Origin of the sequence: Raineyella antarctica, assembly GCF_900092135.1 — a bacterium.
GTDB classification, from domain to species: Bacteria; Actinomycetota; Actinomycetes; order Propionibacteriales; family Propionibacteriaceae; genus Raineyella; species Raineyella antarctica.
Window position 1 is genome coordinate 50,696 of the sequence record NZ_FMYF01000014.1, and the last position, 26,064, is coordinate 76,759.

Below are 26,064 nucleotides of genomic sequence, written 5' to 3' on the forward strand. Positions count from 1 at the left end.
CACGCAGGCCCCCGGGAGATCACACGCCCAGGTCCGGGGGGAAGTAAGAACCATGTCCGACAGCCCAGTGACACTGTTCGACGAGCGGCAATTGGCCGGCACCACCGTCGCCCTCGAGGAGGGCGAAACGCGCTTCACCGGCGGCTTCAACGACGCCGCCTCATCGGTCCACGTGACCGACGGCTACTGCGCGATCCTGTACGCGGACGCCAACGAGTTCGGCGGCTACGGCGCCTCGGTCGACCTGCTCGAGGACTGCCCCGACCTGTCGGTGTACGGCTTTGACAAGGAGACCTCGGCGGTCCAGGTCTTCCGCACCGAGCGCGACGGCTTCGTCTGGGCCCGGGCGGCCCTCCGCGACGGCCAGGTCGTGCCGGGCCACTGGGAGCGCAAGCGCGCCGCCTCCAGCACGCCCCTGAACGGACCGACCGCGGTGGTGTCGCCTCCGTCCCCGCCGCGGACCGCGCCGGCCTCTGGCGGGGGCCCGGTCGTCCGTGACCACCGCGGCGAGGGGGAGGGCGATGCCATCATCCGGGACCACCGCTCCTCCAAGATCAAGCACGTCTTCGTGCTCATGCTGGAGAACCGCTCGTTCGACCACATGCTCGGCTTCTCCGGCATCACGGGCACCGACGCGGCGACCGGCCAACCCACCACCATCGAGGGGCTGACCGGGTCGGAGTCCAACACCTACCAGGGCACCACGTACGCCGTCCGGCGCGGCGCCCCCGACCGCGCACCCCACGATCCTGGGCACAACTTCACCGCCGTGCTGGAACAGCTCTGCGGCGAAGGGGTGACCTACAGCAGCGGCCAGGCCTACCCGCCGATCTCCAACTCCGGGTTCGTGGCGAGCTACGCCGGCAGCCATCCCGACCTGCCCGACGGCTCGATGTACTGCTACTCGCCCGACCAGCTGCCGGTCCTGACCGCGCTGGCCCGCGAGTTCGCCGTCTGCGACCACTGGTTCTGCTCGCTGCCCGGGCCGACCGAACCCAACCGCTGGTTCGTCCACGCCGCGACCTCCGGCGACTTCGACGAGAGCCCCTCGACGGAGGAGTACATCACCAGCCACCTGACCCCGTGGTCGGGCATCTCCTTCGCGAGCGGGACGATCTTCGACAAGCTGGAGGACGCCGACATCCCCTACCGCATCTATGCCGGTGACAGCTTCCCCAACGTCGGCCTGCTCAAGGGGATCAGTCGGACCTTCGACATCGACGAGTTCGACGAGGACTTCGCCGACGACGTCGCCTCACCCGACTACGACGCTGCGTACACGTTCATCGAGCCGAGCTACGACGCCTTCTCGGAGTTCGAGGACGGCACCTCCCAGCACCCGCTGGCCAGCGCGCGGGCGGGGGAGATGTTGATCAAGAAGACGTACGAGGCACTCCGGCGCTCGCCGATCTGGGAGTCCAGCCTGCTCGTGATCACGTACGACGAGCACGGTGGGTTCTACGACCACGTGGCTCCGCCGGCGGCGCGGCCGACGGGCTACCGGGGACGCTCGTCCGGGTTCACCTTCGACCGGCTCGGTCCCCGGGTCCCGGCCGTCATCGTCTCCCCGCTGATCCCCAAGAACCTGATCGACCACCACACTTACGAGCACTCGAGCGTGGCGGCGACGCTGGTGAGGCTCTTCGGACTCGGCGAGTTCACGCCGAGGACGGCGACCAGTTCGGACCTGAAGCCCCTCGCCCGGTTGGAGACCCCGCGTACGGACGCGCCGATGACCCTGCCCGAGCCCGCCGGCGGGAGCACGCTCGCCCGGGTGGTGCCCACGCCGTTGCAGCAGGCCCAGGCCAAGCGCCCCGACCGCGCCATCGAGGACGACCCGACCGGGATCATCGGGGCGACCGTGATGTCCGGTCTCAGCCAGCACCTGGAGGTCACCCCCGAGAGCGAGCACGAGGCGATCATCGGCCGGGTCCACGCGCTGCAGACGTACGGCGAGGCACTGGAGTACCTCAAGGAGGTCGACGCCCTGGTCAGGCAGGGCAGGCAGAACGCCGGGATCACCAGGAGCGCCACCGTCCGCCGGCGTCGAGCGATGACAACCTCGACGACGCCGCCCACCACGACGGCGGCCGCCACGACGCCGCCCACCGCGACACCGACGGCCCCGACAATGCCTCGGGACCGGTTGCTGAACAACGTCACCTGGCGTGGAGGGGGCCCTCGGCGCGCAGGCGGTTGATCTGGTCCACCAGGTGGGAGTCGTCGATCTGGCGTCGGACGAAGTCGGACGAGTAGACGCTGTCTGCGGCGCCATACTTGCGTCCGAGGGTCTGCAGGGCCAGACGTACGGACTCGGCTCTCAACGCCTCCAGCGGCGCCGAGTCCGATAGCCACCGCACGGTCTCCAGGAGGACCGACGTCTGCATCGAGGCGAGGGCGAGATTGTGCTCGTAGCAGGCCAGCTTCTCGGCGGGCTGGTAGAGCGACCAGATAGCCTGTCCGCTGCCGAGGGCGACGCGAACAGTGTCGGCGAACCGCGTCGTCGGGGGACCGACGACCATGCTCTCCAGTGGTGCGAGGGTGCCGGTCAATGGCGCGGCGGACATCAGGCACAGGCTGGCCAGGAGCCGATGTACCTCGTCGCCGGCCTGGGGCGTGGGACTGTCCCAGTCCTTCGCCTTCGTGACCACTGCGACGGTGCGGGCTCGCTTCTCCTCCGATCCGGAGGGATCGGGCTGGCCCAGGCAGTTCACCTCGGCGTCGTCCAGCAGCATGTCCAGCACACCGTTCATCGACCTCGCGCCGCCTTGGACGCGTACGTTGGCGGTCAACTCGGCCAGGGATGCCAGCAGGAGCGGTGCGGTGTGGTCGCCGGTGATCACGGCTGTCACCATCACCCCGGTGCCGGTGGGATAGAGGAACTGGGCGCAGCCCAATTCGGCCCCCGCGACCGTCGACTCGAGCACGATGGTCGGCTCCCGGCGCAGGGGTACTTGGTGCTGCCATGCGCCGTGAGGGCTCACCGATTCGTAGCTGCCGCCGACCTCCCACTTCCAGAAGTTGCTGTACGCCCGATCGGAGGCCCACGGTGGCCGCCAGTCCCCGCCGCCCGCCGATGCATCTGTCCAGGCGCTTCTGTAGCTGGCCTCATTGGACAGGTCGGGGGATCCGGCACCGCGGGTGAAACGCGAGGGCTGGGCACGAGCCAATGACCAGCTGACCACGATCGATTCGATGGTTCCCATAGGTACGTCCCCTTGGTGGTGTTAGCGTGAAGATGACTACCTTGATAAAGGTGCCGCAGTTGATGGGCGCGTTTGGCCGGGTGCCTCTGGCGCCCGGCCAGACCTTTGTGCCCTGCTAGGAGCGAGGTCTCAGCAGGACCACCGGCAGGTCCCGCTTGGTGAGGTCTGCAGGATTCAGCACCGCGGGTTTCAGCACGGCACCCTGCTGGAAGTCCGGATTGGTGTCCTTGCGACGGTTCAGCAGCAGGAACCATGTCCGCATCGGCTTCTTCGAGAGGTCTTTCTGGAATCGGGCGAGGTCTTTTCCGTCGAGTTTGCCGGTGTCATAGAGAATCAGCGGGGCGACCAGCACCCTGCCGTCGCCCTGCCGGCGCAGGAGAGCGAGTTCTTGTCCACTCGCACTGGTGAAGGCTTCCCGCTCGAGGCTGCGATCCCAGCAGCGCAGCGCGAAGACGGACAGCACCTTCAGGCCCGTCTGGCCCTCTTGGGGAACGAAGAGCTCGACCATGATCGTGCGCACGACGACGATGGCCGCCCACAGTGCGAGCGCCATGCCGGCCGCCAGCAGCCACACGTAGAGGATGTCGTCGAGTCCGTAGCTGCGTCGGTAGTCGCGCCGCTCACCCAGCCAACCGGTGATGGCGGGATACAGGAAGGGAAGCGACAGGGTGGGGAGCAGGGCGAACACCCAGAGCGTGATGCTCTTGGCATCGAGCCCGGCCTTGGCGGTGGCGTCCTTCTTCCGAGGCCACACGTACGTCCAGAGGGACCACAGCACCAGGACGAAGACCAGACCGGGGACGAACAGCAGGGCGGGCACCCCCAGGACGGTCAGGACGCCCGACTCCCCGAGGACCTCGAATGTCAGGGCCTGGCTCGCCACCGCCGTCGTCGCGCGCTGGTTCACCTGGTTGACCGCTTGGACGCTCAGCACCATCAGGGCGGTTCCGGGTTGCAGGGCGTCGGTGGCGTCCAGGTGGAGGTGGACGATGCTGCGGTCGCCCGGACCGAGCTGGTCGAGTTCCGCCAGGGCCAGACGGCCGTTGGCGCCGTCGACCGTTCGGCCGCTGGGCGCGAGCTGGCTGACCGACAAGGACGAGGGGTAGCTCACCGTTGCACTTGTCAGCTTCTGCGGCTGATCACTGGTGTTGGCGATGGTGAAGAACACGTCTGTCGACTGGTACTGCAGAAGCGTCGCCTTCCCGGCGGATGCCTCGACTGTCACCGGCGCCGGTTCGGCGGTGGCGGGTGGTTCGTCCTTCACCTGCAGGGTGCTGACGACTGCGCTTCGTCCGGATCCCCCACGACCGAAGGTGACGACGGCATTGGTCGCGCCGCTTCGCGTGGTGCTGTCGAAGGTGACCGTCACAGGGATCGCGGAAGATTCTCCGGCGCCGACTCCTGTGGGCGGGTGGTCCGGAACGGCCGTGATTCCCGGATCTGATGCGAACGTGATGTTCACATCGGTCAGGGGTGATGTGCTCTGGTTGTCGATCAGGAGGATCACCGTTCGTGAGGCTCCCTTCCCGATCGCCACGGTGTCAGTGGAGAAGGACACCGTCACGCCGGTGGCGGCGATCGCGTCGGGTGGCGCGCTGACGGCAGCCCCTGCCGCTCCGAGCAGGAGCAACAACAGTCCTATGGCGCAGGTGCGGACAGAGCGCGGTCCCATGGTTACTCCTCGGGCGATATCACGCGCAATTCTGTCATTCCGGGGCCACTGATGAATCTCGAATGGAAAAGGACGAAGTCCGGCCGTACGTCGTCGGGTTCGCTCGCGAAGGTCAGGTCGCGCGGGACGCGAGGTTGTCGAGATCCGCTCGAAGCCTCGCGATCAACCTTTCTGTCGACGTGTTCGAAGCTGCCAGTTGGGCGAGCAGGAGGTCGCGGGCCACGGTGGATACCGGCAGCCCGCGCCGGTCGGCCAGGTCCTCCAGCGCACCCAGTTCCTCCACGTTCAGGCGCACCTGCAGGGTCTTGGCCCGTCGATGGCCGCGGGTCACCTTGCTGCCGGCCTTGATAGCTGCATCGGGATTACGCTCGCTGGCCGTGCTTTCAGCCGCGATCAGATCATTGATCGACATCTGTCTTCTCCTCTCGGTATCGCCGCTGGTCGGTGCCATTCGAGCGCCAAGCATTGACTCCCCATGTGACACCGGAGTCCGGCAGCACGATCACGGTGATGAGTGCCTGGATCGAGGATGACCAACCGATCACCCGGATGGTCCTCCCTGAGACGGACGCCGGGTCGGGTTCGATGACCAGCCTGTTCGGATCAGCGAATGCTTCGTCGGCGGCCGCAGGGGTCAGCCCGTGCTTGGAGATGTAGTCGCCCCGATGCCGCCAGTCGATGCCCTCGCCCACCTCTGAAGTGTACTACTTCCGTATTACGTAGGGAGGTGTCTGCGCGCGGTCACAGGCAGCACTGCTGGGCCCTTTCGGCCGATGGTCCGACTGGGTCTCTGAGGCCTGGACGAGACGGGTGACGGCCACGTTCGAGCTGGCTGCGCTCGGCTCTGGTGGCCGGTTCCCGCTCGGCGTATGTTGTTTTTCGTAACGAATTCCTCTCCGGCAAGTCCTCACTGCACGAGGATGTGGAGGACCGCGATGACCTCACGTGGATTCGCCGTGGCGATCGTCACGCTCCTTCTTGGCCTCGGACTGACGCTGACGGGATGTGCGCAGCGGGGTCCTTCCGCTGGCCCGTCCGGGCAGGACTCTTCGACTCCATCGCAGACGACGGGACCATCCTCCAGCGCCGGACAGTCCCCATTGACCACCGCTACCAGCACTGCCAAGAGTTCGCCTGCCACGGGAGGATCGACCACGCCCGACGGTGCCGAAGATCCCAAGCAGACTCGCATCCGCACCGGCCCGGTGGCTTCCTTCGGCGGCCCGGCGTACGGCGATCAGGGCACCGATCGGATCGGGAACGGCATGTGGTGCGACACGATCCAGGTGTTCTGGGGAGGAGCCGTTCCGGCGGGTGTCACGTTCCGATTCGACAGGGCTGTCACGAAGCCGTCCTCCGGCCTTGACGTTCGGCCGGGCACCTGCGGTACGAAGGGCGCCGACCGTACGTGCCTCGGCCTCACCTTCAGGTCCAGTGACAAGGAAGGCGTCACGTGCAGCATCGTCCTGCGGCCCAGGTCGAATTTCAGGGAAGGCACCACGATCACCTTCGAGGGCACCCTCACCTGCCCCACCAGTGCTGTGTGCAACCAGGTCGCCGCCCGCGAGGTGACTCCCGGTCCGCCCATCGTCGTGACGACCCCGTCGGGGGACTCGACCACCACGGGTGGCGAGTCCACAGGTAGCCCATCCGCCAGCCCGTCCGCGAGTGGCGCGTCGAGTAGCCCCTCCCCCAGCGGCGCCGCGACGACCGCCGGATGACCATGTCTGGTCGTACGTCCCGCTCGGCGTCCCGTGCCGACCCCGACACAGGGACCGCCACAGAGGCGGAGTCCACGCCTGATGTCCCGCCTGATTCCGGCGCGCAGGCCCTGGGATTGGAACGGGTGATGGGGTTCATCGCGTCCTTCGTCGCGCCGATCACCCTGATCACCTCGCTGCTGTTCTACTTCGGGTACGTGTCCTCGCGCGAGTACTTCCGCTACTTCGGGGTGGACGTCGACCTGCTGGGGCTCAGTCCCCGCGAGTTCGTCATGCGCAGCCCGGGCGCCCTGTTCGTCCCGGTGATGATTCTGCTGCTGCTCGCGGCCGCGCTCAGCCTGGGCCACCGGGTACTGCGTCGCCGCCTCCGCGCCGCCGGAGCGCCTCGTCAGCACAGGGTGGTCACCGTGATCGCAGTGGCGGGCGCGGCCCTTCTCCTGGCAGGGCTGTCCCTGGCCTTCCTGTTCGCCGTGCTCGGGTCATGGCCGTTCTACCCGTTCGTCACGCCCCTCATCCTCGCGGTGGGAGCCGGACTGGCCGCGTACGCCGCGTCGATCGCTCGTACGCTCAGTGGCGCCCGGGAGGGCCGCAGCCTGGTGGTGCTGCTGGTCCTGGTGCTCGTCGCCGGAACGTTCTGGACCACCGCCACCGTCGCCCAGTGGTGGGGGCTCGGACAGGCGCGAGCCCTCGCGGCGGACTTCTCCACCCTCCCGGCCGTCGTCCTCGATACCCAGGAGCGACTCTCGCCCGGCAACAACGCGATCAGCCTGCAGCAACTGCCCGCCAACGACCCTGTCCAGGGCGAGCCGGCCACGAGCACCAAGTACCACTACCGGTACTTCGGGCTGCGCCTGCTGGTCTTCGGCGGCGGGCGCCTGTACCTGGTCCCCGACAACTGGTCGCCGGACGCCTCCACGATCGTGGTCCCGTACGACGACAGCGTGCGGCTGCGCTTCCGCTTCGCCCCCGACATCAATCCACCCCGCTGATGATCCATCGCGGCGATCGCGAAGGACACGGGGCTAGTATTTGCTCCATCGATTCCTAGGAATTCAGGGGTGGCTGGGCCCCCACCAGCAGCCGGCGCTGATCGGACGAACACGGGAGCACGACCATGGGCGGTGTGGGCGGGAAGATCGCCTTCCCTGAGGTCGGTGCCGCGTGTGGGGCGGGCGAGTTCGAGTCCCCGGACCTCGTCGCAGCCCTCGGCCTGATCCGCGACGCGCTCTGTCTGCCGGGTCTGGCGGCGATGCGGCTGCCGAACCCAGGGATCGGGTGAGATCCATGCCCTCTCGGGAGTGCACCGCCGATCGGGGGAGGGATGATGCCGTGCGGACGTACGGCGTGGAAGAAGAACTGTTGGTGGTTGACCAGGAGACCCTCCGGCCGCTTCCGGTCGGGACGCGGGCCGCTGACAGCAGCGTGCGGCCCTCATCCGGATCCACGTGGCCGCAGGTGACCGCGGAGTTGCAGCAGGAGCAGCTCGAGGTCATCTCCGCGCCGCAGAGCACCCTGGCGGACCAGCTCAGGGCGATCGCAGCCGGCCGTGTCTTGGCCGAGGAGGCTGCCGCCCGGGTCGGCGCGCATGTGCTGGCGCTGCCCACCGCACCCTTCCCGCTCTCCCCGCACCTGGCACCCCACTCGCGCTATCTCAGGATCGGGGAGCAGCTCGGGCTCATCGCCGTGGACCACCTCAGCAACGGTTTCCATATCCACGTCCGGATCTACTCACGGCAGGAGGGCGTAGCGGTGCTGGACCGCATCCGGGTCTGGTTGCCCACGGTGCTAGCCCTGAGTGCCAACTCGCCGTTCTGGGGCGGCGTCGATACCGAGTTCGCGTCCTACCGCTACCAGGTCTGGTCCAGGTGGCCTGCCTCCGGCCCCACCGACGTCTTCGGCTCAGCCGCCGGCTACGACCGGCATCGCGCGGCGATGCTGGGCACAGGGGTGCCTCTGGATCCGGGCATGTTGTACTTCGACGCCCGGCTGGCGGAGAAGTACCCCACCGTCGAGGTGCGAGTGGCCGACATCTGCCTGGACTCCGGGCACGCCGCCGTGCTCGCCACCCTGGTCCGGGCACTGGTCGAGACCGCAGCGCGTGCCTGGCGGCACGGCGAGCCAGCACCTGAGGTCCCGGCCTCACACCTGTCCCTCTGGAGCTGGCGGGCCAGCCGCTGGGGTCTCGACGACCAGCTGGTGGATCCCGCGACCGGTGGTCTGGCCCCGGCAAGGGACGTGGTGGCCCGGCTGCTCGAGGTCGTCCGCCCGGTACTGACCGAGTACGACGAGGACACGGCGGTCGACAAGGTCGTCGCCGACATCCTGCGCAACGGCGGCGGCGCCCGACGCCAGCGCGAGGCGTACGCGGCCCGGCATGAGCTGGGCGACGTCGTGGCGTTGGCCCTGGACGCCACCCATCGCCCACCGGTCATCCCATCGGCGGATCTGCCGCGGATCTGCCGCGGATCCAGCACCGGCCGGGGGGATCGCCGCGACCCGGGAACTGCTCGCGGTTACCCCGACGGTTCACCTGCTCGCCGATAGGGTTGGTGCAGGCCTCGTGGCGCCGGGCCTACTCGCCGAACACGATCACCTGCCGGATCGCCGAACCCTCGGCCAGCTGGTCCATCGCCTCATTGATCCGGTCCAAAGTGATCGTCAACGAGATCAGCGCCTCGACCGGCAGCTTCCCCTCCCGCCACAGCGTGGCGTACGTCGGGATGTCGCGCGACGGGACGGCCGATCCCAAGTAGGAGCCGACGATCGTCCGGGCCTCCGCGGTCAGGCCGAGCGGGGTGATCGTGGCCTCCGCGGTGGGTGAGGGCAGACCGACGGTCACAGTGGTGCCGCCGACACCGGTCAGTGCGACCGGCCTCAGGGTCGGGCCGGCGAGTGACCCGTCCTCGGAGATGGGCCCGCTGATCACCCGGCAGGCGCTGGACCGGGTCCGTGGCTTCATCGAGGGGGCAGCGGCCCAGGGCGCGACGGTCGTGGTCGATGGGCGGGAGCACGAATTCGACGGGGACGGCTACTTCATCGGCCCGTCCCTGATCGACTAGGTGCGCCCCGGCATGGACGTCTACGACCAGGAGATCTTCGGGCCCGTCCTGTCGGTCGTACGCGTCGACACGTACGACGAGGCGGTGGAGTTGATCAACGTCAACCGGTTCGCCAACGGGACCGCGGTGTTCACCCGCGACGGGAAGACCGCGCGGGAGTTCGAGTTTGACATCGAGGCGGGCATGGTCGGGATCAACGTGCCGATCCCGGTGCCGATCGGCGCCTTCTCGTTCGGCGGCTGGAAGGATTCGCTGTTCGGGGACACCCACATGTACGGGCCGGAGTCGTTCAACTTCTACACCCGTCGCAAGGTCGTGACGTCGCGCTGGCCCGAGGCCAGTGAGTCGCAGATCGACCTGGGCTTCTCGACACACTGACGTTCGTTGCTGGAACACGGATGGGGCCGGCCGCCTTCAGGTGGTCGGCCCCATTGCTGTGTCGAAGAGGTTGTGCGTGGACTCCTCCATCGCCCCTTGATGCCCCATGGCCGAGAAGAGCGTCAGCTGTACTGAATCCAGGCAAAATGTGCAACGGTTTTGGCCAGCGTGACGAGTCGGCCCAGAGCCGGACCGGATCAGTAACGACGAAGGGACTCCTGGTGGCGGGTACGGGATGGCAGTTCTGGGTCGACCGGGGCGGTACGTTCACCGACGTCGTGGCACGTCGGCCCGACGGGCGGCTGGTGACGCACAAGCTGCTGTCGGAGAACCCGACCCGCTACCGCGACGCCGCGGTGGCCGGGATCCGTGCCCTGCTCGGGATCGCCGACGACGTGCCCGTGCCGGCCTCGCAGGTAGAGGCGGTGCGGATGGGCACTACCGTCGCGACCAACGCCCTGCTGGAACGTACGGGGGAGCGCACCCTGCTGGTGATCACCCGCGGCTTCGGCGACGCGCTACGGATCGGCTACCAGAATCGTCCCCGGATCTTCGACCGCCACATCGTCCTGCCCGAACAGCTGTACGAGCGGGTGATCGAGGTCGACGAGCGTGTCACGGCGCAGGGTACGGTGCTGCGCGCGCCGGATCTCGAAGCGCTTGGCGAACAGCTGCGCCAGGCCCACGCCGACGGGATTCGTACGGTCGCGGTGGTGTGCCTGCACAGCTACCTGTACCCGGCGCACGAGCGGGAGATCGGCAAGCTCGCCGAGCAGATCGGATTCGACCAGGTCTCGCTGTCCTCCGAGGTCAGCCCGCTGATGAAGCTGGTCCCCCGAGCGGACACCACCGTGGTCGACGCCTACCTGTCCCCGGTGCTGCGCCGCTACGTGGACCAGGTCGCCGACCAGTTGCGCGGCGTACGGCTGATGTTCATGCAGTCCAACGGCGGGCTGGCCGAGGCGAGGCACTTTCGCGGCAAGGACGCGATCCTGTCAGGTCCGGCCGGCGGCATCGTCGGCATGGTGCGGATGTCGGCCCTGGCCGGGTTCGACCATGTGATCGGTTTCGACATGGGGGGCACGTCCACGGACGTGTCGCACTACGCCACTACAGACGGGGCCGGTGACTACGAGCGGGTCTTCACCACCCAGGTGGCCGGGGTCCGACTGCGCGCGCCGATGCTGGACATCCAGACGGTGGCCGCCGGCGGCGGCTCGATCCTGCACTTCGACGGCACCCGCTATCGGGTCGGCCCCGACTCGGCCGGAGCCGACCCCGGTCCGGCCTGCTACCGCGGCGGCGGCCCGCTCACCGTGACCGACGCCAACGTCATGCTCGGCCGCATTCAGCCCGCTCACTTCCCGGCCGTGTTCGGTCCGGCCGGCGACCAGCCGCTGGACGCCGGGATCGTACGGGACCGCTTCACCGACCTGGCCGCCGCGATCCGGACGGCGACCGGTGACGACCGGTCGCCCGAACAGGTCGCCGAGGGCTTCCTGCGGATCGCCGTGGCGAACATGGCCAACGCGGTCAAGAAGATCTCCGTCCAGAAGGGGCACGACGTCACCCGCTACGTGCTGACCACCTTCGGCGGCGCCGGCGGTCAGCACGCCTGTGCGGTCGCCGATGCGCTCGGCATCCGCACCGTGCTCGTCCCGCCGATGGCCGGCGTGCTCTCCGCGCTCGGGATCGGCCTGGCCGACACCACCGCGATCCGGGAACAGTCGGTGGAGGTCCGACTCGACAGCGCCGCCTTGGGGACCCTGGCCGCCGTCGCGGACTCCCTCGAGCAGGCCGCGCGCGCCGAACTGCTCGCCGAGGGCATCCCGGCCGAGCGGATCCGGGTGGTTCGCCGGGTCCACCTGCGCTACGACGGGACCGACACGGCGATCCCGGTCGAGCTCGCCGGGCTGGACGCCATGAAGTCGGCGTTCGAAGCGGCCCACCGCGCGACGTACTCGTTCCTGATGGACCGCCCGTTGATCGCTGGAGCGGTCGCGGCGGAGGCGACCGGACTCACCGAGCAACCCGACCTGTCCCACCTCGGCGAGCAGAGCTCCGACACCGCCGACACCGCCGACACCGCCGGCGCACCGCAGAGCGTCCGGTTCCATGCCGGCGGATCGTGGCGCGAAGCCCCCTTGCGCCACCGGGAACGGATGCGGCCGGGGGAGACCGTGACCGGGCCGGCGATCATCGCCGAGGCCAACGCCACCACCGTGGTCGACGACGGCTGGCAAGCGACGCTCACCGCGTCGGGCCACCTGCTCGCCGAGCGGGTGGTGGCACCCGCCCAGCCCGAGGCGGGCACCGAGGCCGATCCGGTGCTGCTGGAGATCTTCAACAACCTGTTCATGTCGATCGCCGAGCAGATGGGCTTCCGGCTGGAGGCGACCGCGCAGTCGGTGAACATCCGCGAGCGGCTGGACTTCTCCTGCGCGCTGTTCGACCCGGACGGTGACCTGGTCGCCAACGCCCCGCACATCCCGGTCCATCTCGGCTCGATGGGGACCACCGTCAAGGAGGTCATCCGCCGCCGGGCCGGCGCGCTGAGGCCCGGTGACGTGTACGCGGTCAACGACCCGTACCACGGCGGCACCCACCTGCCGGACATCACCGTGGTGACCCCGGTCTTCGACGATGCCGGCGAGGACCTCCTGTTCTTCGTCGCCTCGCGCGGGCACCACGCCGAGATCGGCGGGATCACCCCCGGATCCATGCCGGCGAACAGCCACGACATCCACCAGGAGGGCGTGCTGTTCGACGACTGGCTCTTGGCCGAGGACGGACGGTTCCGCGAGGCGGCCACCCGGAGCCTGCTGGCGGCCGCGCCCTACCCGTCCCGCAATCCCGAGGCCAACCTCGCCGACCTGCGCGCCCAGGTCGCGGCCAACCAGAAGGGCATCGACGAGGTCCGTACGATGATCGACCACTTCGGCCTCGAGGTCGTCCAGGCCTACATGCGCCACGTCCAGGACAACGCCGAGGAAGCGGTGCGCCGGGTCATCGACAGGCTCGACGACGGCGAACACCGCTACGTGATGGATTCCGGCGCGACGATCGCGGTGCGCGTCAGAGTCGATCGGGCCGGCCGCAGCGCGACCATCGACTTCACCGGCACCTCACCCCAGCTGGACTCGAACTTCAACGCCCCGTCGTCGGTGGCGACCGCCGCGGTGCTGTACGTGTTCCGGACCCTGGTCGCCGACGAGATCCCCCTCAACGACGGCTGCCTGCGCCCGCTGCACATCGTCATCCCCGAAGGGACGATGCTCGCACCGACCTACCCGGCCGCGGTCGTCGCCGGCAACGTCGAGACCTCCCAGGCCATCACCGGAGCGCTGTTCGCCGCGCTGCACGTCCAGGCCGAGGGATCCGGGACGATGAACAACGTCACCTTCGGCAACGAGCGGCACCAGTACTACGAGACCCTCGGATCAGGTTCCGGGGCAGGGGACGGATTCGACGGGGCGTCCGTGGTGCAGACCCACATGACGAACTCGCGGCTCACCGACCCCGAAGTGCTCGAATGGCGCTTCCCCGTGCTGCTCCGGGAATTCGCGATCCGGCGCGGCAGCGGAGGCGCCGGACGGTGGCATGGCGGTGACGGCGGTGTCCGTCGGATCGAGTTCACCGAGGCCATGGTGGTGAGTACGTTGTCCGGGCATCGCCGGGTCGCGCCGTACGGCATGGCCGGTGGCTCACCCGGCGCGCTGGGACACAACTGGGTGGAACGTGCCGATGGCAGTACCGTCGAGCTCGCAGGGTGCGACTCGACCGACGTCCGGCCCGGCGACACGCTGGTGATCGAGACTCCTGGCGGCGGTGGGTACGGCCGGCAGGTGCAGGCGGACCTGCCGGCGAGTCGTACGCAGGGGACCGGGAGCGGTTCTGTCACAGCGGGAAGCCCACCCTCGCCCCTGGCCTGAGCTCGGCGACTTCACCGCGACAGACGACCTCGATGGGGCGCTGCCTCCCCGGGGCCGCCTGGACCTCCACGCAGTCGCCATGGATGCGCAGGGTCAGCGGATGTCCCCGGTAGCGGATGGCGAACTCCATCGCACCGAGTGGCTCGGGCCAGTACGGCGTGAGGTACAGCCGGTCCTGCCGCAGCTCCAGACCCGAGAAGCACCGTTGGAAGAGGTCGACGCTGCCGGCCATCGAGGCCAGGTGGATGCCCTCTGCTGTGGTCCCGCCCTGGATGTCGGCCACGTCGGACTCGAGGGCCTCGATCACGAACTCCTGGGCTCGCCCGCGCTCGGACCGGGCGAGCACCCAGCTGTGGACGATCGCCGACAGGGTCGAGCCATGGGAGGTCCGGTCGAGGTAGTAGTGGATCGTCCGGGGAATGGCCTCGGGCGGGAGACGGTAGCCCAGGTGCCCGAGCACCTCCCGGAGCTCGTCGGCGGACAGCAGGTAGAACAGCATGAGGGCGTCGGCCTGTTTCGAGGCCTTGTAGCGGTTGACCGTGTCGTTCTCTGCCTCGAGGATGCGGTCGAGGCGCCGGATGTTCCCGTACTTCTGCCGATAGGCGTCCCAGTCGAGCTCCAGGAGGTCGTCGTAGCCCTCGAACTGGCTGATGATGCCGTCGTGGAAGGGGACGAAGAGCGTGCGCGCGATGACCTCCCACCGTTCGAGTTCCTGGCGCCGCAGGTCCAACCGTTCCAGCAGCTCGTGGCGCTCCTGTGCCGGTAGCAGGTGCAGGGTCTCCAGGCCCCGCCGGAGCACCCAGGAGGCCATGACGTTGGTGTAGGCGTTGTTGTCGATGCCTTCCTGCTCGTGCCCCGGGTAGCCGGTGTGGAATTCGTCGGGTCCCATCACCCCGCGGATCACGTAGCGGCCCCGGGCCCGGTCGTAGGTCGCGATGCTGCCCCAGAACCGGGCGATCTCCAGCAGCATCTCCGCCCCGTAGTGGATCAGGAACTCCCGGTCGTCGGTGACCTGGTAGTACTGCCACACGTTGTAGGCGACGGCGATCCCCACGTGCCGCTGCCGGGCGGTGGGGTCGGGGAGCCAGTGCCCGGAGACCGGGTTGAGGTGCAGGCTCTGGTTCTCCTCGCGGCCGTCGCTGCCGGACTGCCAGGGGAACATCGCCCCCGAATGGCCGGCCTCCCGGGCGGCGACCCGCGCTTCGGGTAGCCGACGGTAGCGGTACCGCAGCAGGGAGCGTGTCAGTATCGGAACCCGGAGATTGAGCACCGGGAAGATGAACAGCTCGTCCCAGAAGATGTGGCCGCGGTAGGCCTCGCCGTGCAGCCCGCGCGCGGGGACCCCGACGTCGAGGTCGACCGAATTGAGGGAGACCGATTGCAGCAGGTGCAGCAGGTGCAACCGCAGGATCCGCACCGTCGCGCCATCGCTGTCGATGTCGAGGTGGAAGCGTTCCCACAGGTGCTCCCACGCCAGGACATGCCGCTCCAGCAGGTCGTCGAACCGGCCCAACCGCGGCAGCCAGGCGAGCGCCTCGGCGGCCGGCTCGGAGATGGCCGGATCCCTGCCGGTGAAGACCGTCACGATCTTCTCCAGGGTCACGGGCACCGACCGGTGCGCGTCGAGGGTCAGGTGGTGCCCGACGACAGCTCCCTCGTCCACGATCCCGCGCTGGGGTTCGATGCGTCGGCCGTTGCCCCACACCTCGGTACGGGCGGCCATCGCCACCCGGATCGCCGACCGGTTGGTCACCACCTCCAGCAGCACGGACTCGGGGGAGGGGACGGCGGTCCGCACCAGGGCGAGGTGGTCACCGGACAGGGCGCGGTAGCGCTTCACGAGCGTGTTCCCGACCGTACCGTCGAGCACCGAGCGGATCTCGAGGCGGCCGGACCAGTCCTCCGGGACGTACGTGATCTCCAGGGCGCAGGCGTGCTTGACGTCCATGCTCACCAGGCGACGCTCGGTGACGGAGGTCGTACGCCCGGCCTCGTCACGGACCCGGAGCCAACGGGTCAGCACGGCTCGCCGGAGGTCGAGCTCCTGGTGGTAGGCGAGGATCTCGGCCCGGTCGATGTCGAACCACGGTCCGCCGTCGATCCGGAAGCGGGTCGCCAGCCAGTTCGGCAGGTTCACCATGCTCTCGTTCTCGACCGTCCGGCCCTCGATCCGATCCTCAAGCCTGTTGAAGAGGCCGGCGCCGTACGTCCCGGGGTAGTGGGTGTCGTCGGCGGCGCAGTCCGCGGCTGCGCCGCGGGTGGCGATGTAGCCGTTGCCCACGGTGCAGAGGGCCTCCCGGCGGCCCTCGTCCTGGGCGTCGTAACCCTCGTACCGCACCACCCATGGGTCTGTCACGGCTCACTCCTCCGCCTCCGGAGCACGGCGACGTCGTCCTCGGGTGGCTGCGCCTGATCGGGCATCGGGATCCTCCTCAGCGGATGCTGCTGCCTTCCATGCTTCCACGATGCTGACCGGTCCGACGGTTTCGGCATCAACGTCTGCCTGAGGAGTGCCAATCCCTTGCAGTGGTCGACAATCGGAGGGACGGACGACGGTTCCCCATCGACACCGGGGTCGCGCTCGGAGCGTGTCCCCTTCCCGGAAAGGAGCCGGCCATGGCCGGACGCATCACGATCGACCTGTTCACCACTCTCGACGGCGTCGCGCAGGCGCCGGGAGGCCCCGAGGAGGACACCTCGTACGGCTTCCCGTACGGCGGCTGGCAGGCGCCGCTCATCGACGAGACCGTCGGCCGCCAGGTCACCGAGGGCATCGACGCCATGGACGCCCTCGTGCTCGGCCGCTGGACGTACGACATCTTCGCCGCCTACTGGCCCCAGCACACCGAGGGCGACGGCGAGGGGCGGATCGGCCGCAAATTCGACGAGATCCCCAAGTACGTGGCCTCTCGCGGAACGCCCGCGCTCGACTGGCGCGGAACGACCCAACTGGGGACGGATGCCGTCGCCGACGTGGCGGCGCTGCGCGAGCGGCACGAGAACATCCATGTGATCGGCAGCATCGGCTTCGTCCACTCGCTGCTCGCGGCGGGCGCGTACGACGAACTACGGCGGTGGGTGTACCCGCTCGTGATCGGGCAGGGCAACAAGGTGTTCCCTGACGGCGCTGCGCCCGCAACCCTCGAACTCCTGGGTCCGCCGATCGCCTCCGAGAACGGAGCCGTGCTCCTGCGTTACGGGCCGGCGGGTCCGCTCCGCACCGGCGACATGACTGATCCCCAGCCGGGCGCCTGATTCAACCGAAAGCCACCTGGCCGGCGTGCGGGTGCGTGCGGGCCGAGGAGGCTGGGGTTCCCGTGGAGACGTGGCCTACTGCCGGTAGGGGCTACAAAAGTGCTACGCCGTAGCTACATTGGAGGTGTGAAGACCATCAGCCAGCGCGAGATGCGAAACGAGAGCGGTCGGGTCCTGCGCGAGGTGGAGCAGGGACAGGAGTTCACCGTCACGCGCCGTGGGGCGCCCGTCGCCCGCCTGGTCCCCTATCGGGACACTGCGGCGGGATTCCGTCCGGCTCGTCGGCCTGCCGTGTTCTCCGTGACTGAGTTGGTGCACTCGGCGGTGTCGTCCGACGAGATCCTGGCTGAACTCCGCGACGAACGATGAGCATCTGGTACGTGGACACCTCGGCGGCGCTGAAGCTCGTTCTGGCCGAACGGGAATCGGAGGCGCTGATCGAGGCGATCACTACCGACCACCCCACGTTGGTGGCCTGCTACCTGCTGGAGACCGAGATGCGACGCGCCGCGCACCGCTCCCCGGAGCTCCGGCAGCGGCAGGTGACGGAGCTCCTGGACCGCATCGACCTGTACGAGGTGACACCGACGGTGTTCCTGCAAGCAGGACTCCTGCCGGGTGAGCACCTGCGGTCCTTGGATGCCGTGCATCTGGCATCAGCGATTGGCATCGCCGCCGACTGTCTGGTGACGTACGACCTGCGGATGGCGGAAGCCGCACGGGCAGCCGGACTCGTCGTCATCGCCCCGGGGCGCGAAGGCGAGCAGACCGCTGTCGACAGGTCCTCCGGGACATGATCCTCCGCCAGATGGCAGCTCGATCCACGAACTGAATCTTGACCTGGTCGCCCGGATCGGCGCAAGGATGGAAGCATGAGCGACCGATTGAAGCTTGCCGATGTCATCGCCGCCGACCTGCCGGACTGGCGGATGATCAACAACGCCCTCTACACCGCGTACGAGACCGGCGGGTTCGCGTACGGCCTGGAGCTGCTGGAGCAGATCGGCGAAGCGGCCGAGGCTGCTGATCACCATCCCGATGTCATCCTGACCTACCCGCGCCTGGAGGTGAAGCTGTCCAGCCACGACGTCGGTGGCGTCACCGACCGCGACCTCACCCTGGCCCGGATCATCAGCGACCTCGCCCTGACCGCGGGGCACGTGGCCGACACCGGGCACACGGTGGTCGAGTACGGCCTGGACACCCACGACGGCTCCCGGCTCGCGCGCTTCTGGGCGGCGGTCCTCGACGCGGACCTCGAGGACGAGGACGGCGAGGAGAGCGTCGCGACCGGACCGTACGCCCCGGGGGTCTGGTTCCAGCAGTCCGCTCCGTTGCCGGAGCCGCCCGCGCAGCGCTGGCACCCCGATGTCTGGGTGCCGCACGACGGAGCCGAGGAGCGGATCAAGGCGGCTCTCGACGCAGGCGGGAAGCTGGTCGACGACACGCACGCGCCGTCGTTCTGGGTGCTCGCCGATCCGGACGGCAACAAGGTCTGCATCTGCACTGACCTCGAGCGCTGATCGGAGCCGGCAGGGAGTCAGTCGCCCAGCCCGGTGCCGACGGCTCGCGCCGCCGCGATCCACGGGTGGTCGAGCGGCACGGTCTTGAGGTTGCCGGCCACCTCGCTGAGCGGGACCGGGACCGCTGCCTGGCCCTGGGAGGCGACGGTCACCCCGAAGGTGCCCTCGGCGATCAGGTCGGCTCCGGCCCCGCCGAGCAGGGTGCCGAGCAGACGGTCCTGCGCGTCGGGGGTGCCGCCGCGCTGGACGTAGCCCAGCACGGTGACGCGCGACTCGAGGCCGGTGGCCTGCTCCAGCGCCTCGGCCAGGTCGAAGGCGTTGCTGCGGTGGGAGGCGAGCACAGTCTGCAGGTGGGTCCTCGCCGCGGCCTTCGCCTCCGGGGTGCCGGCTCCCTTGACGAGGGTCTCGGCGGCGGCCAGGTCGGCGGACCGGACCAGGTCGCGGGCGCCCTCGGCGATCGCCACCACGGAGAAGCTGTGGCCGCGCGCGGCCCGGGCCTGGATCGAGGCGGCCACCGACTCGAGGGTGTACGGGATCTCGGGCAGCAGGATGATGTCGGCGCCCCCGGCGATCCCGGAGCCGAGGGCCAGCCAGCCGGCCTTGTGTCCCATGATCTCGACCACGATGATCCGGTGGTGGGAGTGGGCCGTGGAGTGCAGGCGGTCGATCGCGTCGGTGGCGATGCCCAGCGCGGTGGAGAAGCCGAAACTGGTGTCGGTGTGCGCGATATCGTTGTCGATCGTCTTGGGCAGGTGGATGATGTTCAGCCCCGCCTTGGCGAGGCGCTGCGCGTTCTTCGCGGTCCCGCCGCCACCGATGCAGACCAGCGCCTCGAGCCGGTCCTTCTCGTAGTTCTCCACGATGGTCGGGACCATGTCGACGACCTCGTCGCCGACGCGCATCTTGTGCGGTTTGTCGCGCGAGGTGCCCAGGATGGTGCCGCCGACGGTGAGGATGCCCGACAGGGCGGTGGAGTCGAGCGGGATGTGGCGGTTCTCCGCCAGACCCCGGATGCCGTCGCGGAAGCCGATGACCTCCATCCCGTGGCGGCCGATCGCCGCCTTGCCCAGACCGCGGATCGCCGCATTGAGCCCCGGGCTGTCGCCCCCGGCGGTGAGCACGCCGATCCGTCGTCGCTTGCTGCTCATGGTCGCCCTGCCTCGCGGTCGTTCCCGGTACCCGCGCGTCGTCGCGATCGGGTGGGGACAGCCTAGCGGCGTGTGGGCGGTGGGGGTCGAGCGTACGGCTACCGCGGCCCTCATCCTCCCTGCAGGCATGCACCGGCGTCAGGAGGTCGGACAGCGATGCCGGGCCCGCTGTGGCACATCCGGGCATTCCGCCGGTGTCCTGGCGAACCAGCCGGCATCAAGCCTCTGCGGTGTCGCGGAGCGCGTCCAGCATGGCGTCCCAGTGCTGCTTGAACTGGTCGGCCTCTTCCTTCGAGTGAGCGCCGGACTGGACGAGTGTCAGCATCGTGGTGTCGCCGTCATCGGACAGCTTCCAATCCAACCGGTGGTAGTTCTCGGGCTTGTCCTCGGCCCCGGACATACCGCTGAAATGGGTGTGGACAAGGCGCTTGTTCTCCTCGACCTCGACCACCTCACCCTTGTCGGTGTACTCCTTGCCCTGGTACTCACCGGTCCAAGTGATGGATGCGCCCATCTTCCAGGTGCTCGACACGGTGGTCCCCATCATCCACTTCGAGACCAGCGCGGGGTCGGTGAGAGTGGCCCAGACGCGGTCGGCAGGCGCGTGGATGGCGCGCTTCACGGTGACATCGAAATCGCTCATATGTCCTCCTCCGATTCAAGCGGTCGAACCTCGGGTGATCGAACCAACGTAGGTCAGCCAACGCTCTGTCACCAGCCCCGGACGAGCTCCCATCGGCCCGGTTCTTGCGGCTACGCCGGGATGCCGTAGCGCTGCCGGGCCCGTTCCTTCGCCTTGGCGGCCTCGGCCTCTCGATCCTTCGGAGGTGCGGTGGTCACGAGGGCATCGAGCAGCCGCTGGGTGGCCTCGGCGATCTCGTCGATGGCGCGGTCGAACGCTTCCGCGTTGGCCTGTGAGGGCTTCGTGGACCCGCTGACCTTGCGGACGAACTGGAGCGCCGCGGCGCGCACCTCGTCCTGGGTGGCCGGCGGCTCGAAGTTGTGGAGTTGGTGGATGTTCCGGCACATGGCTCCAGCGTAGGTCGGTGGCAGCCCCATCTCTGGCTATCGACAAGCCCCCTTCTTGTTCGCTGTGCAAGGTGGGAGTCCGACGGCGGCCCATCAGGCACCGGGCAGCGCGGATGATGGGTCCATGACCGATCCACGTACGCTCGCGGAGCAGATCGATGCAGGGCTGCGTGCCAAGGCCAGACCCGAGCGAGCGGCAGGGGAGAAGGCGTACCTGAAGAGCGATCTGGAGCACTACGGCGTGTCGATGCCGGTGATCCGTTCCACCGTCCGAGAGGTGGTCGGGCGGGACGGCCTGGCGCACGACGAACTCGTCGCCCTGGTCGAGGCCCTGTGGGAGGTGCCGGTGCACGAGCGCCGGGCAGCTGCGGTCGAGGCCCTAGTGGCGTACCGGGGTGTCCTGGGTGCCGGTGACATCGACCTGCTGGAACGGCTGCTGCGCGCGTCGCGTACGTGGGCCCTGGTGGATGCCTTGGCCGCGTCGGTCGTGGGGCCGCTGGTCGAACGGGAGCCCTCGCTCGGTGCGACCTTGGACCGCTGGGCGGCCGACGAGGACTTCTGGATCCGCCGTTCGGCCCTACTGTCTCTGTTGCTCGCCCTGCGGCGCGGCGACGGAGACTTCGACAGGTTCGCCCGCTATGCCGACGCGATGCTGGAGGAGAAGGAGTTCTTCATCCGCAAGGCGATCGGCTGGGTGCTGCGTGACACCGGGAGGAAGCGGCCGGACCTGGTGTTCGCGTGGCTGCTGCCGCGGGCCGCACGGGCCTCCGGGGTGACGGTCCGCGAGGCGGTCAAGCCGCTCAGCGACGAGCAGCGCGAGGCGGTGCTGCGACGTAAGGAGACCGCTGCGCGTCGGGCCCTTGTCACTCGGGGCCGGATGGCGTAGGAGAGTCCCATGGATCCCCAACAGCACGTTCTCGCGGGCCGCGTCGCGGTGGTCACCGGATCGACGCGCGGGCTGGGACTCGCCATGGCCCGACTGCTGGGCCGGCGCGGCGCCACGGTGGTACTGGCCGCCAGGTCGGACGTCGATGTCGTGGACGCCGAGGACGAGCTGCGGGCCGAGGGGATCGAGGCGTACGGGCGGCGCTGTGACACGGCGGAGTGGGCCGATGTCGAGGCGTTGCGGGACGAGGCCCTCGCCCACGGGACGCTGGACATCTGGGTCAACAACGCCGGTGCCTCCGGCGTCTATGGTCCCACGGCCTCCACGCCGGTGGACGACTTCACCCGGGTGGTGCGGACGAACATCCTCGGCACCTTCCACGGTTCGCGGGCCGCGCTGCCGGTGTTCCTCGGCCAGGGTCACGGTGATCTGGTCAACGTCTACGGGCAGGGGGATCGGGGGCCGGTGGCGCTGCAGAACGCGTACGCCTCCAGCAAGCGGTGGGTCCGGCAGTTCACCGAGACACTGCAGGCCGAGACGAAGGGGACCGGGGTCAGGGTGCACGGCTTGAACCCGGGCCTGGTGATGACCGACCTGCTGGGTAAGGTCAGCTCGCAGCCGGGCTACGAGACGCGGCTGGGTGGGCTGCAGGTCGTCGTCGGCCTGTGGGGACAGACCCCGGAGGTCGCCGCGCGTCCGCTGCTCGGGCTGGTGACCTCCGACCGGGCGGAGTTCCGTGACCTGACCGGCATGACGATCCTGACCCGTGGCGTACGCAACGTGCTGGCCGGACGGCTGCGCCGCCGCAACCGGATGCCGATGGAGATCACGGTCCTGGACGCCTATGGCTGAGGTCCGGGGCGACCTGCGTGGGCAGCGTTCGCCCGGGCACGTCCCAGCGTGGACGCGCTCGAGTCCCTCACCGGCCGGAGCAGGAACCCAACTGCTCCAGGTCGCCGCACATCGGGCTGGGCTGACACCCAGATGTATTCCCCTGTTCCCGGCTCTGACGGCGCCGTACTGGTACTCGGCCGGCCAGCTCGGATATCCGCGAACTTCTCTGAGCTCCGCACGCACGTCGTACGTGGGCTGAGCGGCCGTGACAGGCGGCATCTCGCGCGAACAGCCGCTTCGCTTCCAGCCAGCCGCTTCGCGTCGACGCGAAGCGGCTGGCTGGAACCGAAGCGGCTGGGTAGCACTGCCAGAGGGCTCCGGGGTCATCGTGGATCGCTGAGGCTCGCCGTCACCACCCCAGGCCTGCTCGGGGCTCCTGAGGCGGAGACCAGATCACTGCAGTCCCGGCGAGCGGGGGTGGCCCGTACGCCTTGAGCCTGCACATTCCCTCGATGTCAACGCCGCCATGCGCGGACGACCAGGGCGCCGCCGATCGCCACCACCGCAGCCACTGGGGCGATGACAAGCGTGCCCGACCGGCGCTTCGCCGGTTCCGACTCCGGGGCACCCTCCAGCAGCACCTGGCCGGCGATCCCGTCCACGGTGATCAGGTCGCCGGTGGTGATGCGCCTGGTGGCCGATCCGGTGCCGAGGACGGCGGGTAGGCCGAACTCGCGCGCCACGATCGAGCCGTGGCTCAGCACGCCACCGACGTCGGTCACCACGGCCGCGGCCTGGGCGAACAGCGGCGTGTACGCGGGGGTGGTGATCGAGGCCACCAGGATCTCCCCGGGCACGAACGACGCGAAGTCAGCCGGCCCCTTCAGCACGCGGGCGTGCCCGGTGACGCGGCCGCCGGAACCGGTGGTGCCCGTGAGTACCGGCCCCTCGTCCTGTTCACGGGCCGGCAGGAAGCCCTCCCACGCCCGCATCGCGCGGCTCTCCGGAAGGTACTGCGGCGGCGTCGCCAGGGCCTGCCCGCGCCACGTGGCCCTGCGCGCGGCGATCTGCTCGGCGAAGCTGGGCAGGGTCTCACCGTCGTCCGCGCCGGGGCCGAGGTCGAGGAGTTCGGTCAGGGTGAGCCAGAAGACGTCGTCCTGCGCGGCCAGGACACCGGCGTCGGTCATCCGGCGCCCTGCCTCGCGGACCAGGCGCCGGATGACCGGCCAGGCGAGCCCCATCGCGGCGAGCGCGTCCTCCCGGACCGGTGCCCAGTGCTGGGCGGACGCCAGGGTGCGGCGGGCGAGGGCCGTACGCACCGGGTCGAGGTGGTCGAACAGATCGCGGGTGAGGCGTTCGCGCTCGGCGGCCTGTCGTTGCTGGCGCTCGGACGGATCGGTCGCCGTGCCACCCAGCCGGTAGCGCAGTGACTGCAGGACCGGCATCGGGTCGTCGGCCGGGACCGGGTTCATGATGTCGAGGTTGTACGTGGTGTGCCCGTACGCCGACAGGTGGGCACCCAGTCGCGCACGCCATTGCGTCCACACCGAGGCGTCCACCCCTTCCGGCGGCGTCTCGCCGAGGGGGTCGGTTGCCTCCGCGAGCAGCGCCGCGGTGAGCCCGGCGTCCGTACGGCACCAGGCGGCCAGCGTGGCCAGGGACTTCTCCACGGCGATGGGGGTGGAGTCGAACCCGAGCAGGAAATCGGTTGCTGCGGTCCCGCCGGGACGGCGCAGCGCGCGCTCGTACAGGGCGGTCCAGGTGAGTTCGGCCGTGGCGGCGACCGGGATGATGGTCTGGACCGTCGTGTAGTAGAGGCAGCCGGCGTCGAGCAGTTCCTGGGCGCCGCGGACCAGATCGGCCGCAGCCAGGGTGGCCGGGTCGCGGTCGGCCCAGACGGCGACGGCGTCGCGATAGCGCGGCAGTTCCCGATCGCGCCACCGGTCGAGAATGAACCCCGGCTGCCCGATCAATCGCACCAATCCCGGGCTGAGGGACAGCATCGCGCTGAAGGCCCGGCGACTGTAGTCGTAGAAGGCGTAGCCGTTGATGGTAGGGAAGTCGATGTCGAGCCGGCCCATCCGCGGGGACAGCTCGCCGAGCAGGCCGCTGAGGCCTTTGGGTACTGCGGTCCGGACGAGGTCGGCGAACAGTGGGCTGAGCGGATCCGGCATCTGCTCGACGATGCTCGCCCGGAAGTACAGGCTGCCGTGGCGGGGGACGGGCCACTCGGTCGGGACCTCGCCGGTCGGCTCGGGCAGCGCGGTGATCGCGCGGGCCTGTACCAGCTGGAAGGTGCCATCGTGCAGCACCCATTCGATGTCCTGCGGGACGCCGAAGTGGGCGGCGACCCGGCCACCCAGCGCAGCCAGGTCGAGGGCCTGGGCATCGGTGAGGGTCTGCTCATGGCGGCGGACGTCCGGGGTGGAGACCTCGGCCGAACCGGTATCCGTGGGCACAGTCATCACCTGCTTGTCGCCGACCCGTACGGTCAGCTGCGGGCCCTCGGGAGTCGTACGGACCACGTACTCGTCCGGCTCGACACGGCCTCCGACGACGGATTCGCCGAGCCCCCAGGCCGCGGTGATCACGGTCTCGTCGCGGCGTCCGGTGGCGGGGTTGGCGGTGAACAGGACACCCGACACGTCCGCCGGGACGAGGCGCTGGACGACGACGGCGATGCTGAGGGGGCCCATGTCGTCTGTCCCGCTGTCACCTGCCCCGCGGTGGGCGCGGTAGGCCACCGCCCGCGGCGTCCACAGCGATGCCCAGCAGCGGCGGACGCCCGCCAGGACGGCGTCGGGGCCGCTGATGTTGAGGTAGGTCTCCTGCTGGCCCGCGAAGCTGGCGCCGGGCAGGTCCTCGGCGGTGGCGGATGAGCGTACGGCGACCGGACCCTCGCCGATGGCGACGTACGCCGCGGTGATCGCCGCGGCCAGCTCCGGCGCGAGGGCGGCCTCCGTGAACAAGGTGTCGATGGCGTCCGTGTTGCCGTGGTCAGCCAGGGCGGCTGCGCGGTCGCTGAGGTCGTTGTCGGCCACGAACTGGTCGTACGCAGCCGTGGTCACCGCGAACCCCTCCGGCACGGGGAATCCACCGCGCACCAGCTCGCCGAGATTGGCCCCCTTGCCGCCGGCCGAGGCGATCGGTCCGGCCTCGGCGAGGGGAGTGATGTACGCATCCGGTCGGGACATGGATCGAGCGTAGTCCCGGCCAAGGGCGCTCGGGGCGTCCTCGTGGGGCTCACCGGCCGCCGGGCCAGCTGCCAGATCACAGGCTGGCCAGGTGTTGAGTGGAGATCTGGCGTCGCGAGCACCCTGGAGCACGGTGGTCGCCGCCCCGACTGATTGTGCGACACATTGGTCCCCGAGCCGCTTCACTTCCAGCCAGCCGCTTCGCGTCGACCCGACGCGGCTGACGG

General features: G+C 69.3%; 21 protein-coding genes and 1 pseudogene. 12 read left to right on the forward strand and 10 right to left on the reverse strand.

The genetic code is table 11. From position 1 onward, the window contains the following. Nucleotides 1–52: 52 nt before the first annotated feature. A complete protein-coding gene (locus tag GA0111570_RS15855) occupies nucleotides 53–2,200 on the forward strand; it encodes an alkaline phosphatase family protein (protein WP_092613543.1) in 2,148 nt (715 codons plus the stop codon). On the opposite strand, the gene GA0111570_RS15860 is transcribed toward GA0111570_RS15855, so the two are convergent. The 4 genes from GA0111570_RS15860 to GA0111570_RS15875 form a co-directional block, all read right to left on the reverse strand. Further along, a complete protein-coding gene (locus tag GA0111570_RS15860; protein ID WP_092613544.1) occupies nucleotides 2,160–3,206 on the reverse strand; it encodes a hypothetical protein in 1,047 nt (348 codons plus the stop codon). The two genes, GA0111570_RS15855 and GA0111570_RS15860, sit on opposite strands and share 41 nt — an antisense overlap. 115 nt (nucleotides 3,207–3,321) lie before the next feature. Then, nucleotides 3,322–4,878, reverse strand: a complete 1,557-nt coding sequence (locus tag GA0111570_RS15865; protein ID WP_139283289.1) for a COG1361 family protein — start codon at nucleotides 4,876–4,878, stop codon at nucleotides 3,322–3,324. A 112-nt stretch (nucleotides 4,879–4,990) separates the two neighbouring features. Continuing rightward, entirely contained in the window at nucleotides 4,991–5,290 is a 300-nt protein-coding gene (locus GA0111570_RS15870) for a hypothetical protein (RefSeq protein ID WP_217634223.1), read from the reverse strand. Beyond that, nucleotides 5,277–5,570, reverse strand: coding sequence for a BrnT family toxin (locus GA0111570_RS15875; RefSeq protein ID WP_092613546.1), 294 nt, complete (start codon nucleotides 5,568–5,570; stop codon nucleotides 5,277–5,279). Before GA0111570_RS15875 ends, GA0111570_RS15870 begins: the two co-directional genes overlap by 14 nt. A 1,157-nt stretch (nucleotides 5,571–6,727) precedes the next feature. Between GA0111570_RS15875 and GA0111570_RS15885 the strand changes: the two genes are divergently transcribed. The 3 genes from GA0111570_RS15885 (at nucleotide 6,728) to GA0111570_RS15890 (ending at nucleotide 9,143) form a co-directional block, all read left to right on the forward strand. After that, a complete protein-coding gene (locus GA0111570_RS15885) occupies nucleotides 6,728–7,588 on the forward strand; it encodes a hypothetical protein (RefSeq protein WP_092613548.1) in 861 nt (286 codons plus the stop codon). 134 nt (nucleotides 7,589–7,722) lie between these two features. Beyond that, entirely contained in the window at nucleotides 7,723–7,878 is a 156-nt protein-coding gene (locus GA0111570_RS17770) for a hypothetical protein (RefSeq protein WP_175557538.1), read from the forward strand. Between the two features lie 5 nt (nucleotides 7,879–7,883). Then, nucleotides 7,884–9,143 carry a glutamate--cysteine ligase gene (locus tag GA0111570_RS15890; protein WP_245703256.1) on the forward strand — a complete coding sequence of 420 codons (1,260 nt, stop codon included), beginning with the start codon at nucleotides 7,884–7,886 and terminating at the stop codon, nucleotides 9,141–9,143. 28 nt (nucleotides 9,144–9,171) lie between these two features. Here the strand turns inward: GA0111570_RS15890 and GA0111570_RS15895 are convergent, their stop codons facing one another. Beyond that, nucleotides 9,172–9,525, reverse strand: coding sequence for an MDR/zinc-dependent alcohol dehydrogenase-like family protein (locus tag GA0111570_RS15895; RefSeq protein ID WP_217634224.1), 354 nt, complete (start codon nucleotides 9,523–9,525; stop codon nucleotides 9,172–9,174). On the opposite strand from GA0111570_RS15895, the pseudogene GA0111570_RS15900 reads away from it, so the two are divergent. Both GA0111570_RS15900 and GA0111570_RS15905 read left to right on the forward strand, forming a co-directional pair. Beyond that, nucleotides 9,509–10,036: pseudogene (locus GA0111570_RS15900) on the forward strand (aldehyde dehydrogenase family protein). The gene GA0111570_RS15895 and the pseudogene GA0111570_RS15900 sit on opposite strands and share 17 nt — an antisense overlap. Nucleotides 10,037–10,257: 221 nt before the next feature. Further along, on the forward strand, nucleotides 10,258–13,968 hold the full coding sequence (locus tag GA0111570_RS15905) for a hydantoinase B/oxoprolinase family protein (RefSeq protein WP_092613550.1): 3,711 nt from the start codon (nucleotides 10,258–10,260) through the stop codon (nucleotides 13,966–13,968). Here the strand turns inward: GA0111570_RS15905 and GA0111570_RS15910 are convergent. Next, a complete protein-coding gene (locus GA0111570_RS15910) occupies nucleotides 13,934–16,324 on the reverse strand; it encodes a glycoside hydrolase family 65 protein (protein ID WP_092613551.1) in 2,391 nt (796 codons plus the stop codon). The genes GA0111570_RS15905 and GA0111570_RS15910 overlap by 35 nt on opposite strands. A 260-nt stretch (nucleotides 16,325–16,584) precedes the next feature. Here GA0111570_RS15910 and GA0111570_RS15915 point away from each other — a divergent pair, with 260 nt between their 5' ends. From GA0111570_RS15915 to GA0111570_RS15930, 4 genes are all read left to right on the forward strand, one after another. Beyond that, a complete protein-coding gene (locus GA0111570_RS15915; RefSeq protein WP_092613552.1) occupies nucleotides 16,585–17,223 on the forward strand; it encodes a dihydrofolate reductase family protein in 639 nt (212 codons plus the stop codon). Between the two features lie 126 nt (nucleotides 17,224–17,349). Further along, nucleotides 17,350–17,592 (forward strand): type II toxin-antitoxin system Phd/YefM family antitoxin, encoded by a 243-nt coding sequence (locus GA0111570_RS15920; RefSeq protein ID WP_217634226.1) that lies wholly within the window; start codon nucleotides 17,350–17,352, stop codon nucleotides 17,590–17,592. After that, entirely contained in the window at nucleotides 17,589–18,020 is a 432-nt protein-coding gene (locus GA0111570_RS15925; RefSeq protein WP_092613553.1) for a type II toxin-antitoxin system VapC family toxin, read from the forward strand. The genes GA0111570_RS15920 and GA0111570_RS15925 overlap by 4 nt, the downstream gene beginning before the upstream one ends. A gap of 75 nt (nucleotides 18,021–18,095) precedes the next feature. Next, complete coding sequence (locus GA0111570_RS15930; RefSeq protein WP_092613554.1) at nucleotides 18,096–18,746, forward strand: VOC family protein; 651 nt, start codon at nucleotides 18,096–18,098, stop codon at nucleotides 18,744–18,746. Between the two features lie 17 nt (nucleotides 18,747–18,763). Here the strand turns inward: GA0111570_RS15930 and GA0111570_RS15935 are convergent, their stop codons facing one another. The 3 genes from GA0111570_RS15935 to GA0111570_RS15945 form a co-directional block, all read right to left on the reverse strand. After that, entirely contained in the window at nucleotides 18,764–19,894 is a 1,131-nt protein-coding gene (locus tag GA0111570_RS15935; RefSeq protein ID WP_092613555.1) for a 6-phosphofructokinase, read from the reverse strand. A 217-nt stretch (nucleotides 19,895–20,111) separates the two neighbouring features. Continuing rightward, nucleotides 20,112–20,537, reverse strand: a complete 426-nt coding sequence (locus tag GA0111570_RS15940) for an SRPBCC family protein (protein ID WP_092613556.1) — start codon at nucleotides 20,535–20,537, stop codon at nucleotides 20,112–20,114. A 110-nt stretch (nucleotides 20,538–20,647) separates the two neighbouring features. Beyond that, a complete protein-coding gene (locus GA0111570_RS15945; protein ID WP_092613557.1) occupies nucleotides 20,648–20,923 on the reverse strand; it encodes a DUF2277 domain-containing protein in 276 nt (91 codons plus the stop codon). Nucleotides 20,924–21,047: 124 nt separating this feature from the next. Between GA0111570_RS15945 and GA0111570_RS15950 the strand changes: the two genes are divergently transcribed. Then, nucleotides 21,048–21,809: a DNA alkylation repair protein gene (locus GA0111570_RS15950; RefSeq protein ID WP_092613558.1), complete on the forward strand. Its 762-nt coding sequence runs from the start codon at nucleotides 21,048–21,050 to the stop codon at nucleotides 21,807–21,809. Nucleotides 21,810–21,818: 9 nt separating this feature from the next. Further along, the gene (locus GA0111570_RS15955; RefSeq protein ID WP_092613559.1) at nucleotides 21,819–22,661 is read left to right on the forward strand and encodes an SDR family NAD(P)-dependent oxidoreductase; all 843 of its coding nucleotides are present in this window, start codon (nucleotides 21,819–21,821) and stop codon (nucleotides 22,659–22,661) included. A 497-nt stretch (nucleotides 22,662–23,158) separates the two neighbouring features. On the opposite strand, the gene GA0111570_RS15960 is transcribed toward GA0111570_RS15955, so the two are convergent. Continuing rightward, on the reverse strand, nucleotides 23,159–25,837 hold the full coding sequence (locus tag GA0111570_RS15960) for a PEP/pyruvate-binding domain-containing protein (protein ID WP_092613560.1): 2,679 nt from the start codon (nucleotides 25,835–25,837) through the stop codon (nucleotides 23,159–23,161). Between the last annotated feature and the right edge of the window lie 227 nt (nucleotides 25,838–26,064).

Coding starts and splice junctions, on each gene's coding strand:
- GA0111570_RS15855 (WP_092613543.1), top strand. CDS start 53: ATGTCCGACAGCCCAGTGACACTGTTCGACGAGCGGCAATTGGCCGGC.
- GA0111570_RS15860 (WP_092613544.1), bottom strand. CDS start 3,206: ATGGGAACCATCGAATCGATCGTGGTCAGCTGGTCATTGGCTCGTGCC.
- GA0111570_RS15865 (WP_139283289.1), bottom strand. CDS start 4,878: ATGGGACCGCGCTCTGTCCGCACCTGCGCCATAGGACTGTTGTTGCTC.
- GA0111570_RS15870 (WP_217634223.1), bottom strand. CDS start 5,290: ATGTCGATCAATGATCTGATCGCGGCTGAAAGCACGGCCAGCGAGCGT.
- GA0111570_RS15885 (WP_092613548.1), top strand. CDS start 6,728: ATGGGGTTCATCGCGTCCTTCGTCGCGCCGATCACCCTGATCACCTCG.
- GA0111570_RS15890 (WP_245703256.1), top strand. CDS start 7,884: ATGCCCTCTCGGGAGTGCACCGCCGATCGGGGGAGGGATGATGCCGTG.
- GA0111570_RS15915 (WP_092613552.1), top strand. CDS start 16,585: ATGGCCGGACGCATCACGATCGACCTGTTCACCACTCTCGACGGCGTC.
- GA0111570_RS15925 (WP_092613553.1), top strand. CDS start 17,589: ATGAGCATCTGGTACGTGGACACCTCGGCGGCGCTGAAGCTCGTTCTG.
- GA0111570_RS15930 (WP_092613554.1), top strand. CDS start 18,096: ATGAGCGACCGATTGAAGCTTGCCGATGTCATCGCCGCCGACCTGCCG.
- GA0111570_RS15935 (WP_092613555.1), bottom strand. CDS start 19,894: ATGAGCAGCAAGCGACGACGGATCGGCGTGCTCACCGCCGGGGGCGAC.
- GA0111570_RS15940 (WP_092613556.1), bottom strand. CDS start 20,537: ATGAGCGATTTCGATGTCACCGTGAAGCGCGCCATCCACGCGCCTGCC.
- GA0111570_RS15945 (WP_092613557.1), bottom strand. CDS start 20,923: ATGTGCCGGAACATCCACCAACTCCACAACTTCGAGCCGCCGGCCACC.
- GA0111570_RS15950 (WP_092613558.1), top strand. CDS start 21,048: ATGACCGATCCACGTACGCTCGCGGAGCAGATCGATGCAGGGCTGCGT.
- GA0111570_RS15955 (WP_092613559.1), top strand. CDS start 21,819: ATGGATCCCCAACAGCACGTTCTCGCGGGCCGCGTCGCGGTGGTCACC.
- GA0111570_RS15960 (WP_092613560.1), bottom strand. CDS start 25,837: ATGTCCCGACCGGATGCGTACATCACTCCCCTCGCCGAGGCCGGACCG.